Origin of the sequence: Shewanella loihica PV-4, assembly GCF_000016065.1 — a bacterium.
Classification (GTDB): Bacteria; Pseudomonadota; Gammaproteobacteria; order Enterobacterales; family Shewanellaceae; genus Shewanella; species Shewanella loihica.
On record NC_009092.1, the window covers coordinates 3,559,545 to 3,574,782 of the forward strand.

At 53.5% G+C, this 15,238-nt stretch carries 12 protein-coding genes; 8 read left to right on the top strand and 4 right to left on the bottom strand.

What is annotated here, in order from left to right; translation table 11 throughout:
* The first annotated feature begins 1 nt into the window (after position 1).
* The 3 genes from SHEW_RS15525 to SHEW_RS15535 all read left to right on the top strand — a co-directional run bounded on the left by SHEW_RS15525 (position 2) and on the right by SHEW_RS15535 (position 4,396).
* Complete coding sequence (locus SHEW_RS15525; RefSeq protein WP_011866796.1) at positions 2-268, top strand: hypothetical protein; 267 nt, start codon at positions 2-4, stop codon at positions 266-268.
* 70 nt (positions 269-338) lie between these two features.
* Positions 339-2,045 carry a GGDEF domain-containing protein gene (locus tag SHEW_RS15530; RefSeq protein WP_190272394.1) on the top strand — a complete coding sequence of 569 codons (1,707 nt, stop codon included), beginning with the start codon at positions 339-341 and terminating at the stop codon, positions 2,043-2,045.
* 173 nt (positions 2,046-2,218) lie between these two features.
* Positions 2,219-4,396, top strand: coding sequence for a cation:dicarboxylate symporter family transporter (locus tag SHEW_RS15535; RefSeq protein ID WP_011866798.1), 2,178 nt, complete (start codon positions 2,219-2,221; stop codon positions 4,394-4,396).
* Positions 4,397-4,398: 2 nt separating this feature from the next.
* Here SHEW_RS15535 and SHEW_RS15540 read toward each other — a convergent pair whose 3' ends face one another.
* Both SHEW_RS15540 and SHEW_RS15545 read right to left on the bottom strand, forming a co-directional pair.
* Positions 4,399-5,181 carry a CLCA_X family protein gene (locus SHEW_RS15540; RefSeq protein ID WP_041407402.1) on the bottom strand — a complete coding sequence of 261 codons (783 nt, stop codon included), beginning with the start codon at positions 5,179-5,181 and terminating at the stop codon, positions 4,399-4,401.
* A gap of 224 nt (positions 5,182-5,405) precedes the next feature.
* Positions 5,406-7,640: an acyl-CoA dehydrogenase gene (locus SHEW_RS15545; protein ID WP_011866800.1), complete on the bottom strand. Its 2,235-nt coding sequence runs from the start codon at positions 7,638-7,640 to the stop codon at positions 5,406-5,408.
* Between the two features lie 448 nt (positions 7,641-8,088).
* On the opposite strand from SHEW_RS15545, the gene SHEW_RS15550 reads away from it, so the two are divergent.
* From SHEW_RS15550 to SHEW_RS15560, 3 genes are read left to right on the top strand one after another with little or no spacing between them, the layout of a single operon-like run.
* Positions 8,089-8,832 carry a (Fe-S)-binding protein gene (locus SHEW_RS15550; protein WP_011866801.1) on the top strand — a complete coding sequence of 248 codons (744 nt, stop codon included), beginning with the start codon at positions 8,089-8,091 and terminating at the stop codon, positions 8,830-8,832.
* Positions 8,833-8,842: 10 nt separating this feature from the next.
* Entirely contained in the window at positions 8,843-10,231 is a 1,389-nt protein-coding gene (locus SHEW_RS15555) for a lactate utilization protein B (RefSeq protein WP_011866802.1), read from the top strand.
* A gap of 1 nt (position 10,232) precedes the next feature.
* A complete protein-coding gene (locus SHEW_RS15560; RefSeq protein WP_011866803.1) occupies positions 10,233-10,802 on the top strand; it encodes a LutC/YkgG family protein in 570 nt (189 codons plus the stop codon).
* 285 nt (positions 10,803-11,087) lie between these two features.
* Here the strand turns inward: SHEW_RS15560 and SHEW_RS15565 are convergent, their stop codons facing one another.
* A complete protein-coding gene (locus SHEW_RS15565; protein ID WP_011866804.1) occupies positions 11,088-11,981 on the bottom strand; it encodes a LysR family transcriptional regulator in 894 nt (297 codons plus the stop codon).
* Between the two features lie 213 nt (positions 11,982-12,194).
* On the opposite strand from SHEW_RS15565, the gene ppiC reads away from it, so the two are divergent.
* A complete protein-coding gene (gene ppiC / locus SHEW_RS15570; protein WP_011866805.1) occupies positions 12,195-12,473 on the top strand; it encodes a peptidylprolyl isomerase PpiC in 279 nt (92 codons plus the stop codon).
* Between the two features lie 436 nt (positions 12,474-12,909).
* Here the strand turns inward: ppiC and SHEW_RS15575 are convergent, their stop codons facing one another.
* Positions 12,910-13,923, bottom strand: coding sequence for an IS110-like element ISSlo1 family transposase (locus SHEW_RS15575; protein WP_011864733.1), 1,014 nt, complete (start codon positions 13,921-13,923; stop codon positions 12,910-12,912).
* Positions 13,924-14,313: 390 nt separating this feature from the next.
* Here SHEW_RS15575 and SHEW_RS15580 point away from each other — a divergent pair, with 390 nt between their 5' ends.
* Positions 14,314-15,105: a DUF4344 domain-containing metallopeptidase gene (locus SHEW_RS15580; protein ID WP_223294730.1), complete on the top strand. Its 792-nt coding sequence runs from the start codon at positions 14,314-14,316 to the stop codon at positions 15,103-15,105.
* Positions 15,106-15,238 lie beyond the last annotated feature (133 nt).

Here is a 15,238-nt window from a genome sequence, read left to right on the forward strand (position 1 = left end):
AATGTCGAACGTTATTCAATTACTGGAACGCATGGGTCAGGATGCGGCGCTACAAAACCAAGACGCTAAAGCACAAGAAATTTTAGCTGCCGATGTCGCGGCTGAAATTAAAAACTCGCTACTGGTCAACGACACAGAAGCGCTGCACGAACAGCTGGATATCTGTCCTGACGTCGTCGCCTTCCTACTGCCGGCAGAAGATGAGCAGAAAGAAGATGAAAATAATGAAAACGAAGAACAGGAACAGGCCAGCGCAGTTAACCAATAATCTTATTCAGACTATTTAGATGAAAGTCAGATATTTATTATTATTGTTAATATTCTTCTTCAGCCAGTCTATGGCTGAAGAAGTCGATATTGACGCAACCTTAACTCAGGCCGATCAACTTAAGAGCAGCAATCCAAAAGCCTTCTCTGAGCTGCTAAATACCCTAGAAAAGGAACCACTCAATCCACAACAGAGATATTTTTTAGACTACCTGCGCGGATATGAGCTGACCTACCAAGGCAAGCAAGCGCAGAGCATCGACGTGTTCAACAAGATCCTTAACTCGAACGCCAACGAAACACTAAAATTCCGGGCTAATCAAACCTTAATCAACATCTATGCAATCTCCCAGGATTGGTCCAAAGGCCTGACGCATCTCTCCAAAAACTTTCAATTTATCGAGCAGATAAAGGACCCCGAAACGGTTCAGAGCGGACTGGCCATCGCCGCCATTTTTTACAACCAGATTGAGCAGTATGAGTTAGGTCTAAGCTACGCCGAAAAATTAAGAAGTAGCAAGCCATCTAAAAGAAACACCTGTCTAGCCAATGGCTTAGCCATAGAGGCGCAGCTTGGCCTCAATCAACTCGAGGTCGACTCGCCCAGTTTACAGGCTGCGGTCGCCAGCTGTGACGAAGAGGTGATAATGGAGAGCTTTATCCACTCCTTTATCGCCACTAAATACCTGCGAGACGGAAATACGGCAGAGGTCTATGGCCAACTCAAGCCATCGCTGGAAACCATAGAGAAAACCCGTTACCCAAGGCTTATCGCCGAGGTCTACGCTACCCTGGCCAGCGCCTATCTGCAGGATCACAAGATAGGTGAGGCTCGCTTATTGGCAGAAAAAATTGTCAACCTGGCAAAAGGCTTAGGCAATACTCAGGCGGTCGTTACCGCCTACAAGGTGCTCTATCAGATCGCCGAGCTGAGCGGCAATTACAAGGCGGCGCTGGATTATCACGTCAAGTACGCCCAGGCCGACAAGGCATATCTGGACGATATCAAGACCAAGCATCTGGCCTTCCAGCTCGCCGAGCATCAGGCGGCGGAGCAGAAGAGTCGTATCGCACTGCTGGACAGACAGAACAACCTGCTGCTGACCGAGCAGCAACTGGCGAAGACCCAAGCGGAAAACAACCGACTGTTTATCTCGCTGCTAATCGCCATCATCACCCTGCTGGGCTTCTGGGCCTATAAGTCATGGACGATTCAGAAGCGCCTCAAGCAGCTGGCGGAATACGATGCCCTGACCCATGTGTTTAACCGCGGTCACTTCACCCAGGTAGCCCAGAGCGCGCTCACCTACTGCGAGAGCAGCGAGGTAGACCTCAGCTATATCCTGTTCGATCTGGATAACTTCAAGCAGATCAACGATAAATATGGTCACGCCATTGGCGACTGGGTACTGAAGAAAGTTGCCAAGGCCTGTCAGGCACAGGGACGCAAGAACGATATATTCGCCCGCATCGGCGGCGAGGAGTTCTGCATCGCCCTGCCCGGCTGCGATCTACAGACGGCGGTTAAGCTGGCCGAGGCCTGCCGTAAGGCGATTGCCGGGATTGACTGCGGCGCCACCGGCCATGAGTTTGAGGTTACCGCCAGCTTTGGGATCACAGATACTCAGATGTCGGGCTATAAGTTGGAGCGGCTGATCAACGACGCCGACAGCGCCATGTACCAGTCGAAGGAAACCGGGCGGGATCGCATCTGTATCTTCGACCCAGAGGCCAAGCGCACTATCCCTCAGGCGTCCCATTCTCTGCTCTCCCTCTAACGAGGGAGGCTAGCATCAAGCGTTCGGGCCAGCCTTGGCATTAGGCTGGCCACGACTATCTGCTCAAATATTAATTGTGCTGCTGCGCAACAGATTGACATGAAAGCCTTTTGCCAAACCGCAGCGCCTTTTATAATCAGGCAGTCGGAAACTCAAGCATACGTAAAAAGGGAATGACTCTCGTGCTAAAGAAACTGCTCGCCATGACCAGCTCGACCCAGATGCTCGTCGCCATGTTTGTCGGTTTTGCCGTGGGGCTCTTTTTCGGTGAATCCGTCGGCTGGATGAGCAGCATAGGCACCAGCGTGATCCTCTTGATGCAGATGACGGTATTGCCCTATATTCTGGTCTCCTTGGTGGGGGGCATAGGTAAACTCAAGCGCGCCACCGCCAGCCTGATCTTCAGCCGCGCCGGCGTCATCATGCTACTACTCTGGGCTGTTGGCCTACTACTGGTCGCCCTGATGCCACTCTCCTTCCCCTTTGTCGAGACCGCTTCCTTCTTCAGCACCAGCTCCATCGAGCCCGCCACGGCCATCGACTATTTCAAGCTCTATATTCCCTCTAACCCCTTCCAGTCGATGGCCGAGGGTTATGTACCCGCCATGGTGATCTTCGCCATCGCCATGGGGCTGGCACTGATTGGCATGGAGGGCGACAACAAGCAGCTGATCATTAACTTCATGCACACCTGCAGCGAGATATTCTCCAAGATCACCCAGGCGCTGGTGAAGGTACTGCCTATAGGGATCTTCGCCATGTCGGCCTCGGCCGCTGGCACCATGGGAGTGGATGAGTTTGCCAGCATGCAAGTCTATCTCATCAGCTACTTCGTCCTCTGCCTGCTGCTCACCTTCTGGGTACTGCCCTGGATAGTCGCCTCCCTGACGCCGGTCACCTTCGCCCAGGCGCTAAGGATCAGCAAGTCCAGCCTGGTTACCGCCTTTGCCACCGGCAACATCTTCATCGTCATCCCGGTGATCGTCGAGGAGTGTAAGCAGATCATGCGCGAGCATCAGAGCCTGAGCGACGATGCCGAAACCCTGGTGGAGATCTTGGTGCCCATCGCCTTCACCTTCCCCAACATAGGCAAGCTGACGGTGATCCTCTTCGTGCTCTTCGCCGGTTGGTTTAACGGCACGCCGATAGAGCTCAGCGCCTTGCCGTCGCTCTCCATCAGCGGCGTCTTGTCGCTGTTTGGCAGCGTCTATGTGGCGATCCCCTTCATGCTGGACCTGGTGCATCTGCCCCAAGATCTATTCCAGCTGTTTGTGATGTCAGGCTTTATCACGGGCAAGTTTAACTCCATCACCGCCGTGATGAACCTGTTTGCCCTGACACTGTTGACGGTGGCGCTATTTGAGAAGCGTCTAAGACTCAGGCCGCCGCAACTGCTCAAGATGGCCATAGGCGTGGGGGCCAGCGTGGTGCTCACCCTCATCGTCTGCCGGGTGGGCATGGGGCTGTTTATTCATAGCCCAGAGGTGACCAGCGGCGTTATCGCCAACATGCAGGTGGCCGACAAGGTGCCGACCAAGGTGAGCAAGCAATATCCGGTATTGGGTCAGAGCGCCAGTCGCCCTATCGCCGATGTCAACGCCATCCGCGCCCGCGGCCTGCTGAGGGTCGGTTATATCCCCAGTAATGTGCCCTTTAGCTACTACAACAACGCCGGGCAACTGGTGGGCTTCGACAGCGCCATGGCCAATCGTCTGGCGGACGATCTTGGGGTAAAAGTCGAGTTTATCCCCTTCGAGAAGGATAAGCTGGCCGCCTCCCTCGACGCGGGCTTCTTCGATATCGCCATGTCGGGTCTGGCGATGGATATCGAGCAGATGGACAAGCTGAACTATGTGGAGCCCGTGCTGCTGCTTAACCTTGCCATCGCTACCAAAGACCATAAGGTCAACAGCTTCAAGCGCAACCAGTCAATCAAGGCGATGCAAGATACCACCATCGCCTACGTGGAGCACAGCGACATCATAGAAGATGCCAAGGCCTTCTACCCCAACCTCAAGTTCGTCAAGATTAAGGGCTACAAGGACTTCTTCCGTCAGAAGGGCGACAAGTATGACGCCTTGGTGATCAGCGCCGAGGCGGGCTCTGCCTGGACCCTATTCTTCCCCGGCTATGGCATAGCGCCGCTGGAGTACAAGGCGAAGTACCCTATCGCCTATGCGGTCGCCCAGGACAACCAGTCGCTGCTCAACTATGTCAACAACTGGCAGAAGCTGCGCAAGGTGGATGGCCACCAAGAGCGGCTCTACAACTACTGGATGCTAGGCCAAGGCGCCAGCGAGCCTAAACCCAGGTGGTCCATCATACGCGACGTTCTGCACTGGGTAGATTAAGGCTATCCCTCGCGCCCCAAGGCATCACCCAAGGGGCCGAAATAGGCCAGTAGCTGGCGATAAATGCCCTCTCTGTGGTCTAGGCTAGGGTATCCTCCCGCCTTAGCCAGCGGCGAGTCCAGGGTCTCGTTGACCAGGTAGGGATTGCGGATCTCGGGATGCACCTCGATACAGGCCTCGAAGGCCCTGGCCATCATCTCTGTGGGTTTGGAAAAGTATTGCCTCCCCTGCTGCCTGTCGAGCGCCACGGCGCGGCGTACATACTCGTGGCTGTCCTGGCCATCTCCGCTCAGCAAGACGCAGGCAAACAGCTGCATCAGGCGATCGTTAAGGGGATGAACAACTGGCGTGTGTTCGGCCAGCCAGCAGTGGCTAGCGAAGGCGATGCCCGTAGATGGGATCTCGAAGGCCTTGGTAGCGATATAGTGGTCAAAGGCGTGCCAGAACTCGTGTGCCAGGGCGCCGGCACCGGCATTTTTTGCCAGGGCTAATTCCCTCTGAGCTGGCATATAGTGGGCCTGCACGCCCATCTGCCCACCTGTCCCAAAGGCCAGGTTCAGCGTCTGTCTCAGCCCCATGGCCTTGGGCGGCAACTGCAACATGAAGGCGAGATCGGCAAAGGCGTCGAAGATTAGGTTGGCCGCCTTATGCTTCTCTTCCTCCTCCACCCAGCTGCCCAGGCGAATATGATTGAGGCCAAACACCTCCTTGATGTCGTGAAAGCTCACCTGCTCGCCGCAGCGATAGTCTGGTCCCTCACGTCGATACTGGTTTCGTTTTAGCACTCGCCTGCCCATAAAATTGCCCGCAGCCATCATACCCTATTTTCTCTCTATGCATGACCTCGGCAATAAAGGAGGTGTGGCACACTTTCAAGTGCTGGTCATGACCCCGATAATCGCCCCTAGGACGACCGAGGCCGTCGCAATATCGGCACACAAAAAAGCCGCCCTAGGGCGGCTCTTGGCATCGATGCTAATACGAAGAAGATCAGACTTAAACCATTAGGCTAGGCTATCTTCAGCGCCGCCTTGTCGCTTATAAGCTGCATGTCGAAGTCGAACTCATCGACACGAATGGCGCGCTCACGCTTGAGGTTATAGTCCAGCAGTTGCTTGTGCTCGCCCTCTGTGATGATCTTGGCTTCGCGGGCGCGGTCCAGCGTCTGGGCGAATCTCACCCCAGACTTGAAGTAACCCTGCTTCAGTCCCTTCTTCACCTTGGCCAGCAGCGGCAGACAGGCGATCTTCGCCAGATAAGCCTGCTGGTTGATGTCGTTGCCATCGCCCGGTACTGGCTTCACCAGATGAGTCAGCTGACGCTTGATCTGGGTGTTGAGCTGCGCCTCATGGGCCAGTTCGCGGATCAGGTCGTCGTTGATCTTCTTCATCTTAGGCGAGTAGGTCACAGTGATAAGCTTCATCAGCTGACGTGTCGCAGCCGACGGGAAATTATCCAGGAAGCTCAGCAGGGCATTTTCGGCGTTCACCAGCGCCCAGCGGGTCGCGTACTCGAAGTAAGGCTTAGCCTGGGCACGATGCTCGCTGCTCACCTTCTGCTCGTAGTAGCGAATCGACGCCATGGCCGCGTACAGGTAGCTCATCACATCCCCCAGACGCGCCGACAGCATCTCGGCCTGCTTGAGCTTGCCGCCAAGCACCAAGAGAGAGAAGTCGGCATATACGGCCAGTTTCGACGCCAGCTTGTGCACCGCCTTCTCATATTCTACCACCTCGCTCAGCTCTGACTTGGCATCGGCGGTAAAAGGAAGCAGACCCAGGCGGAAGGCGCGCAGGCTGTTGCCCACACTGTAGCCAACAGTCTGCTTAAAGATACGGTTAAAGGTCTTGTCGGCATCTTTGTCGTCGCTGTGAATCGCCTCAACCATGCTCTGCAAATGAGGGTGACAGCGCATCACGCCCTGACCAAAGATCATCAGGTTACGGGTCAGAATGTTCGCCCCTTCCACCGTGATGGCGATAGGCTGCGCCACATAGCCAGAGGCCAGGGTATTTTGCGGACCACGCTGAATCGCCTTACCGGCCTGAATATCCATGGCCGAGTTCAGCACGTCGCGGCCAATCTCCGTCATATGGTACTTGGCCATTGCGGTCACCACTGATGGCTTGAGCCCCAGGCCCAGGCCTTCTGTTGTCAGTACACGCATCGCCTCTTGCAGATAGGTCTTACCTGCGATATCCGCCAGCTTCTCCTGAATCCCCTCGAACTTGCCGATGGCCAGGCCAAATTGCTCACGCACCGCGGCGTATTCCGCCGACGACTTGAAAGACGCCTGGCTTACCGAGACCCCGAGAGCCGGCAGCGAGATGCCGCGACCGGCGCCGAGACAGGCCACCAGCATCTGCCAGCCACGGCCAATATTTTGCTGACCGCCTATGATGAAATCCATCGGGATAAATACATTCTCACCGCGTGTGGTGCCGTTATAGAAGCGACAACCCATAGGATCGTGACGGTTGCCCAGCTCGACACCCGGATGCGACTTAGGGATCAGCGCGCAGGTGATCCCCAGCTGCTCCTTGCCCCCCAGCAGGCCTTGTGGATCTTCCACCTTGAAGGCCAGCCCCAGCACGGTAGCGATAGGCGCTAACGTGATGTAACGCTTGTCCCAGGTCACCGACAGGCCGAGCACCTGCTCGCCCTGGTATTCGCCCATGGTCACAGTGCCGATATCGGGAATACCGCCGGCGTCCGAGCCCGCCTCTGGGCTGGTCAATGCGAAACAGGGGATCTCCTGGCCATTGGCCAGACGCGGCAGCCAGAAATCTTGCTGGGCCTGAGTACCGTAATGCATTAGCAGCTCACCCGGACCTAAGGAGTTAGGCACCATGACGGTCACCGCCACCGCCGAACTCTTGGCGGCAATGGTGGCCACAATTGTCGAGTTGGCATAAGGGCTGAATTCCAGGCCGCCGAAGGCCTTAGGAATGATCAGCGAGAAGAACTTATGCTCTTTTAGGAAATTCAGTATGTTGTCTGGCAGATGCAGGCTGTTTTGAATGGCAAAATCATCCACCATCTCGATAAGTGTCTGCACTGGGCCGTCGAGGAAGGCCTGCTCTTCATCGGACAGGGTCGCCCCCGGTACCTGACGCAGGGCATCGAAGTCTGGGATCCCCTGATAGATAGATCCCTCTAGCCATACATCACCGGCGTCGAGCGCCTCTTGTTCAGTGGTAGAAATACTCGGCAGTACTTTTTTAAATTTTGTTCTAATACTCATCTTTCAGACTCATCCGACCAGAAAACCTAGTGTGCATTACGTCACAAAAAATGGATTAGATCAAATATTCTAACCTCAAAAAAATGCTTTATTTTACAGTTACAAACGCAACCAAAAATTAAGCTCATTCTTTTCAAAAGGTTACAAGTGTACGCTCAAATAAAAAATTTAAACACTTGTTTCATATAATTGTTTGAATCAGGCCTTTTTTGACCTAGATCAGAGACATTTTTCATTAATGAGTGAGCGAAATCACCCTGTTTCAAAAATGAAAAAATAAGCATATATATTTACTAAATTAGCACTACTTATTATGTGGATATAAGCTTAAATTATCATCACAAATAACCCTGCGATATGGGCCAAATACCCAGCTTATGCCACCTGTAGCGGCACAATAAGCCAGCGCATTCGCCCACATGCAGCCTTCAAAATAAGAGAGTGCTTCATGAAGATAGCCCTATTTATTCCCTGTCTGGTGAACCAGATGATGCCCCATGTCGGCATCGCCACCGTCGAACTCCTCGAAAAACTCGGCCATCAGGTCATACTGCCCAAGGGGCAGACCTGCTGTGGCCAGCCCATGACTAACTCGGGCTGTTTTGATGAAGCCAAGAAAACCACCCTTAAGCTGCTGAACGCCTTCAAGGGTGTCGAGTGTGACGCCATCGTCTGCCCGGCCGCCTCTTGCCTGGTAGCCGCCAAGGAGAACTTCCATGAGTTTGACGACAGCCCAGAAGCCCAGGCAGTGATCGACAAGCTCTATGAGCTAACCGAATTCCTCCACGATGTGGCACCGATCCCCGCCTTCAACAAGGCGTTTAACTTCAAGATCAGCCTGCAGCTGAGTTGCCACGGCATTCGCATGTTGGATCTGGCGACGCCGAGCGAGCAGATGGGCCCACGCACCAATAAGGTCGAGGCCGTATTGAGCCGTATCCCAGGTATCGAAATCGTCTACCCAGATCGCCGCGACGAATGCTGCGGCTTCGGTGGTACCTTCGCCGTCGACGAAGGCGCCGTTTCGGCCAAGATGGGTAAAGACAAGGCACAGGCCCACGCCGCGACGGGTGCCACCTATGCGGTAGGTTTCGATCCCTCATGTCTGCTGCACCTGGATGGCATGATCCGCCGTCAGCTATTGCCGATCGCGACCCGCCACATTGCCGAAGTCATCAACGCAGCCCTGTAAGGAGTAGCTCATGTCTAGTCAAACCACCGCACTCAACTCAGGCGTGCATGCGAAGAAGGCCGACATCTTCTGTCAGGATGAGGCTCGCGTCGATTGGCACTCTAAGGCCCTATGGGTGCTGCGTGAGAAGCGCGATCGCGCCGCCGCCAGCCTGCCAGAATGGGAGCAGCTGCGTCAGCTCGGCTCCGAAATGAAGCTCCACACCCTGACCCATCTGGGCGAATACCTGGAGACCTTCGAGAAGAACTGCCAGGCCAACGGTATCGTCGTGCACTGGGCCAAAGATGGCGCCGAGCACAACCAGATAGTCCATAACATTCTGGCCAAGCATCAGGTGAAAAAGCTGGTTAAATCCAAGTCTATGCTCACCGAAGAGTGTCACCTCAACCCTTACCTCGAGAGCAAGGGCATAGAGGTGATCGACACCGACCTGGGTGAGCGCATCATTCAGCTGGCCAAGCAGCCGCCATCACATATCGTGGTACCGGCGATCCACCTAAAGAAAGAGGAAGTCGGCGACCTCTTCCACGACAAGTTAGGCACAGAGGCGGGCGCCTCGGATCCTCTCTATCTCACCCGCGCCGCCCGCGCTCACCTTCGTGAGCAGTTCCTGTCGGCCGATGCGGCCATGACAGGGGTTAACATGGCCATCGCCGACAAGGGCGCCGTAGTGGTCTGCACCAACGAAGGTAACGCCGACATGGGCGCTAACCTGCCTAAGCTGCAGCTGCACTCCATGGGCATAGACAAGATAGTGCCGGATCTCGACAGCGCCGCCATCTTGCTGCGCACCCTGGCCCGCAACGCGACCGGTCAGCCGATCACCACCTACTCCAGCTTCTATCGCGGTCCACAGGATGGCGGCGAGATGCATGTGATCATCGTCGACAACGGCCGCACCGACATGCTGCAAGACAAGATCCTGGCGGAATCGCTCAAGTGTATCCGCTGTGGTGGCTGTCTGAACACTTGTCCTGTGTATCGTCGCTCAGGCGGTTACAGCTACAACTACACCATCCCAGGCCCTATCGGCATCGCCGTGGGTGCTCAGGCCGATGATACTCATTCTATCCCTTGGGCCTGTACCCTGTGTGGCAGCTGTAGCTATGTCTGCCCGACCAAGGTGCCGCTGGATAAGATCATCCACCATCACCGCCGCCTCAAGGCCAAGGCGGGCAAACTGCCTTACGGTAAGCGCAACTATATGCCGTTGGTCGGTAACTTCATGGCCAGCGAAACCATGCTCAACTGCTCCATGAGTGTCGCCCGCACTGCGCTGCGCATCCTGCCGGGCTCACTGCTCAAGCCATTCTCTGGCGCCTGGGGCAAATACAGAGAGCTGCCGGTAGCACCTAAGTCCAGCTTCGAAGCTTGGTTTAACAAAAACAGAGGTCAATAAAATGTCGAGCAAGCAATCTATTCTCAATGCATTAAAAAGCGTCGCGGTTGCACCTCAGGCCATGCCGCCAATCAATGTCAGCCCACGTCTAGACGATGTGATTGGCCAGTTTGAAACCAACCTAGGCACGGTTGCCGGTACCCTGCATCGCGAGGGTGGCCTGGCCGCCCTGCAAACCAAGGTCGACGAGCTGATTAAAGAAGGCAAGCAGGTGATCTCTCAGGTCGAAGGTGTCACGGGCAACCGTAACGCCCCGGACACAGCCCATGAGCTAAGAGACATCGACTTTGCGGTGATCCCCGGCGATGTCGCCGTGGCTGAAAATGGCGCCATCTGGGTCAACAACCAGCATCTGGGCCACAGGGTAACTCCCTTCATCTGTGAAAACCTGTTCCTGGTAGTGAGCGCCGACAAGGTGGTTGCCAACATGCATCAGGCGATTAAACAGATTGGCTTAGACAGCGGTGAGTTCGGCGTCTTTATCGCCGGCCCGTCCAAGACGGCGGACATTGAGCAGGCCTTGGTCGTGGGTGCCCACGGCGCCTGCAGCCTGAATGTCTACCTGGTTTAAGCGCCTAGCTTAAAACATTAGTTTAGGTCCTAAGCTTCAACCCTATTTAGCAGCCTCAAACTGCCTGGCCACCACGATCACTGTGGTGGCTTTTTTTTGCCTGAATTTCTTGAGTGAAATAATTTCTTGAATGAAATAGTTGTCTTAATTTGTCGCCAAACGTCAGAGACGATGCAGACGAAATCTTGGTAGGCGGTTAGCAGTGAGTTTGCTTGAACAGGCGCCAGCGCCAAAAACAAGGGACTAGCGAAGCTGACGCTAAGCAAAGGTGTTAGCAGCGCGGCGTTAATGGAACAAACAGCTGGCTCTGTCCTGCATAAATTCGATAAACAGCTTCACCTTGAGCGGCTGATGGGTGCGCTGATGGTACAGCAGGGAGATACGTCGTTGCTCGCCGTGCCAGTCGGGCAGCACCCGGCGCAGCTCACCCGAAGCAAGCTCCCCCTTCACGAACAGCTCTGGGCCGTAGAGAATACCGCCATCGTCTACCGTGGCGCGCACCGCACCGTTGAGATCCCCAAGGGTCAACTTAGCCGGGCCTTCGTAATAGAAATCTTCGCCGCTGACATGCTTCATCGACCAGTTAAACAAAGGCCACACCTTGATCAAGGAGTGCTCCACCAGCTGATCCGGATGTTGCGGCGTACCGGCGCAGGCAAGGTAGCCCGGCGAGGCGAACAGGCCATAATCCAAGACCCCCAGCGACTTAGAGACCCAGGAGGAGTCGGGCTGGGCGCCGCCGACGATGGCCACGTCCACCCCTTCGTCGATCAGATCGATACTGGAATTATTCTGGGTGATATGCAGCTGAATATCCGGGTAGGCCTTAGAGAAGTCGTTTAGCACCCCGATGAAGATCATCGAGATGATAGACACGGGCGCCGCAATACGCAGGGTGCCTTCGGCCTTCTCGACTCTGGGCTCGCTGCAGCGGTCAAACTGGGCCACCACATTCTGGTAGCGGCCAAAGAGCTCGCTGCCCTCCTCTGTTAACCTCAGCTTACGGGTGCTGCGCATGATCAGCTGTGTATCCAGCAGGCTTTCCAGCTTAGTCACCTTGCGGCTAACGGTCGCCACGGGCATACCCAGCTCTTTGGCCACCTGGGAAAAACCGCCGGTATTCACCAGATGCACAAACAGATGGATAAGCTCAAGTTCTGTGCCTACGCTACGCGCCATCAAAAGCCTCGAAAAAACCGATTAGAAATGGATAGGAATTATAACAAAACCGCGCACATAGCGCAGTAGAAAAGCCAGAGGCAACACTGAGCCGTATCAAGAAAAGTGCAAGTAATTCTCCTCTTTTACGGTAAGTGCCCCGTGAATCTGGCCCGCAAGCTGAGTTATAATCATCGGCAATGATTAATTCCCGCCAATCCAGAGAGCATTAAGATGGCTAGAACCGCCGCCGCATTACACATTTTGGTCAAACATAAAGAACTCGCCGAAGAGATCATCGAGAAGCTCAACAAGGGCGCTAAGTTCGACCAGCTCGCCAAGAAACACTCCACCTGCCCATCGGGTAAGAAAGGCGGCAGCCTGGGTGAATTTAAGAAGGGTCAGATGGTGCCCGCCTTCGACAAGGTCTGCTTCAGCGGCGAGTTGATCACGCCGCATCTGGTCAAGACCAAGTTCGGCTGGCATGTGGTGAAGGTGTTGTATCGGACCTGATACTAAGGTTTATTCTAAGTGTTCAATGGGGGTGATGGTTAACCGTCATCCTCCCCTCTATTTATCTCAGTGAATTACACTCACTCAACCATTCTTTCGAACTGAATTCACTTTTTGAATACCTTACCTTCGCTGTAACCTATCGCCTGCGGCGAGCCCATGTGCAAACACTATTTTGGCTCGCCGCGAGCACTTATATGGACACCTCGGATAGATCAAACATTTTGTGAGTAACAGAAAGTAATACTGCGTACGTATATCCGACCTGTTTGTGAGCATCATTGTGCTCTGGCCTTAATGAGAACCGCGCCTTCGCTGCTTATCGTCCGTTCGGTGTTACAACACCTTGTGCTCTCTCAGCATTTACGAAGGCCGGTATTACCTGTTACTTCATTAATTGTGTTCGGTTTTTAGGGTATGTAATTGTTCTTGTTGTTTAGCTAGGTCTGTACTCCGTTTTGTAGTAAAGCATCGCCCAAATTATCCTGGCGAGTTTGTTGGCCACAGCTACCGCCGCTTTCTGTTTGCCTCTTCGTTCAATGACCTTTCTTGCCCAGACAGATAACCTGTCGTCATTATTCTTTGCATAGCGTATGACAGACCAAGCACCTTGAATCAGCTGTCGTCTTAGATAGCTGTTTCCCCGCTTGGTGATAGCTCCTAATTTCTGTTTTCCACCACTTGAGAATTCTTTCGGTACCAGCCCCAAATTTGCCGAGAAATGTCGCCCATTTTGATACCCAGAACCATCACCAGCGAACGATACCGACGCCGTAGCAATAATTTCAGCGACACCTCGTATGGCGGTTAACCGCTTGGTATCTTCATGATTTCTTGCCTGTAGTCGAATCTCTTTTTCCAGTGCTTTAATCGAAGCATTGATGGCATATAGCTCATCAAGTAACTCTCTGATATACCTGCGGGCGGTGGTGGTTAGTGAGTTATCGGCATCTTCGAGTAACTCAGGTAGAGCAAGGTTGAGCGGGTCGCGGCCTTTGGGAATAACAATGCCGTATTCACTCAACAATCCACGTATTTGATTGGTCAACGCGGTTCTGACACGAATACGACGCTCGCGAATTCGATGGGAAATAATGATATCGACCTGCGCTAAGGTTCTTGGCTTAACGAAGATAATGTTGGGGCGCATCGCAGCCTCACAGATTGCAAAGGCATCATTGCGGTCATTTTTATTGCCTTTCACGAAGGGCTTCACATGCTGTGGTGGGATAAGTTTTACCTCAAATCCACGCGACAACAGCTCTCGGCCCCAATAATTTGAGCCACTACAGGCTTCCATGGCAATCACTGCATCTGGATACTGAACGAGCGTTTTCAACAGTTGAGTGCGTTTAACGGTGCGATTAAAGAGCGTTTTACCGACTTGATTGACACCGCAAACCTGAAGAACATTTTTTGCCAAATCGATACCAATTAGAGTAACTTTCATAGTGGACACCTTTTGTTGACATTGAACCTTGTAAATTCAATATGGCGCTTTTGACGCCGACTTCACAAGAGGTGTCCATCTCATCATCCGTGTGGGCTCTACGAAATCATCCCTGATTTCGAAGGCCAAAATTGTGTTTACACTGACTTCTATCGTCTCTTCGATTTAACTTCATTTATCACAGACACACTAAACAAAAAACATAAAATACTACTTCTCATAAGCCTAACGTCCCTGATTCTAAACCCATAATAATAGACAACAAATCAGCTAGATATCGCAAGTATTGATTCCGCCATTTCTAGCTTTCATTGATCTACATCGAGTTAAAATCCCATAATACAGTTTGGCTGGCGAGGTTAAGGTCCTTTTACCTAGTAAGGAACAAAATTGAATATCGTAAAATCTTTATCGCTTGCTGTGGCGGGTGTGGTCTTGATGGCTTCGTCAGCCTGTGCTGACGTTGGTGTGCGTCTCGAGTATGGCAATCCTAGCGACGCGGCAGATAAGGCGGTGAGAGAGGAGCTTATCGCATCTGATGTCATGAATACGGGCGTTAGCTTTATCAATAACCACTTCAAACTCGCAGAGCCCCTTGTGGTTGCCTTTGGCGGCGATGATGGCCCGCTGTTTGATGGCGAGAGCGGCAGCATAATGATCCCCTATGCTTTCGTTGACGAGGTCAGGCACAGATTCAAGCAGGCTAACTATGATAAGACTGGCGTAACACCCAAGCAGGCGACAGATGATGCCTTGCTGCACACCCTGTTTCATGAGTTTGCCCACGCCCTCATCGACATGTATCAGCTGCCAGTTCTCGGAAAAGAGGAAGATGCTGCCGATGCCCTCGCCACAACGCTACTCGTCGAGTTTTTCGATGATGGTCAGGAGATAGCATTAAGCGCCGCCGATCTGTTTGATATCGAGAGTGACGACAGAGAGGTGCTTGAAGATGAAGACTTTTGGGACGAGCACAGCCTAGACGATCAACGCTATTTTACGACCCTATGTCACGTCTACGGCAGCGCTCCCGACAAGTATGCAACCATAGTTAAAGAGGGGCTGCTAGGGGAAGAGAGGGCCGAGCTATGCATCGAAGAATATGCCGCCATCTCACGCAGCTGGCTGTCAATACTGGAGCCTTACATCAAGGCCAACGCAACGGAAAAGCTCAGCCAGTAAAGGTGGTGAGCCCCCAGAACATCACCTAGGCAAAACGCACCTGATCGAGGGAGCTGTCGGCGCTTTAAGGGATGGATTATATAAATCATCCAACTTGCCAGCTCCCCTATCTTACGCCATCGACTAAGCACTT

Excerpts from the sequence above, each read along its gene's own strand:
- SHEW_RS15560 (WP_011866803.1), top strand. The coding sequence starts at position 10,233 with ATGTCGAGCAAGCAATCTATTCTCAATGCATTAAAAAGCGTCGCGGTT.
- SHEW_RS15525 (WP_011866796.1), top strand. The coding sequence starts at position 2 with ATGTCGAACGTTATTCAATTACTGGAACGCATGGGTCAGGATGCGGCG.
- SHEW_RS15530 (WP_190272394.1), top strand. The coding sequence starts at position 339 with ATGGCTGAAGAAGTCGATATTGACGCAACCTTAACTCAGGCCGATCAA.
- SHEW_RS15565 (WP_011866804.1), bottom strand. The coding sequence starts at position 11,981 with ATGGCGCGTAGCGTAGGCACAGAACTTGAGCTTATCCATCTGTTTGTG.
- SHEW_RS15550 (WP_011866801.1), top strand. The coding sequence starts at position 8,089 with ATGAAGATAGCCCTATTTATTCCCTGTCTGGTGAACCAGATGATGCCC.
- ppiC (WP_011866805.1), top strand. The coding sequence starts at position 12,195 with ATGGCTAGAACCGCCGCCGCATTACACATTTTGGTCAAACATAAAGAA.
- SHEW_RS15535 (WP_011866798.1), top strand. The coding sequence starts at position 2,219 with ATGACTCTCGTGCTAAAGAAACTGCTCGCCATGACCAGCTCGACCCAG.
- SHEW_RS15555 (WP_011866802.1), top strand. The coding sequence starts at position 8,843 with ATGTCTAGTCAAACCACCGCACTCAACTCAGGCGTGCATGCGAAGAAG.
- SHEW_RS15575 (WP_011864733.1), bottom strand. The coding sequence starts at position 13,923 with ATGAAAGTTACTCTAATTGGTATCGATTTGGCAAAAAATGTTCTTCAG.
- SHEW_RS15545 (WP_011866800.1), bottom strand. The coding sequence starts at position 7,640 with ATGAGTATTAGAACAAAATTTAAAAAAGTACTGCCGAGTATTTCTACC.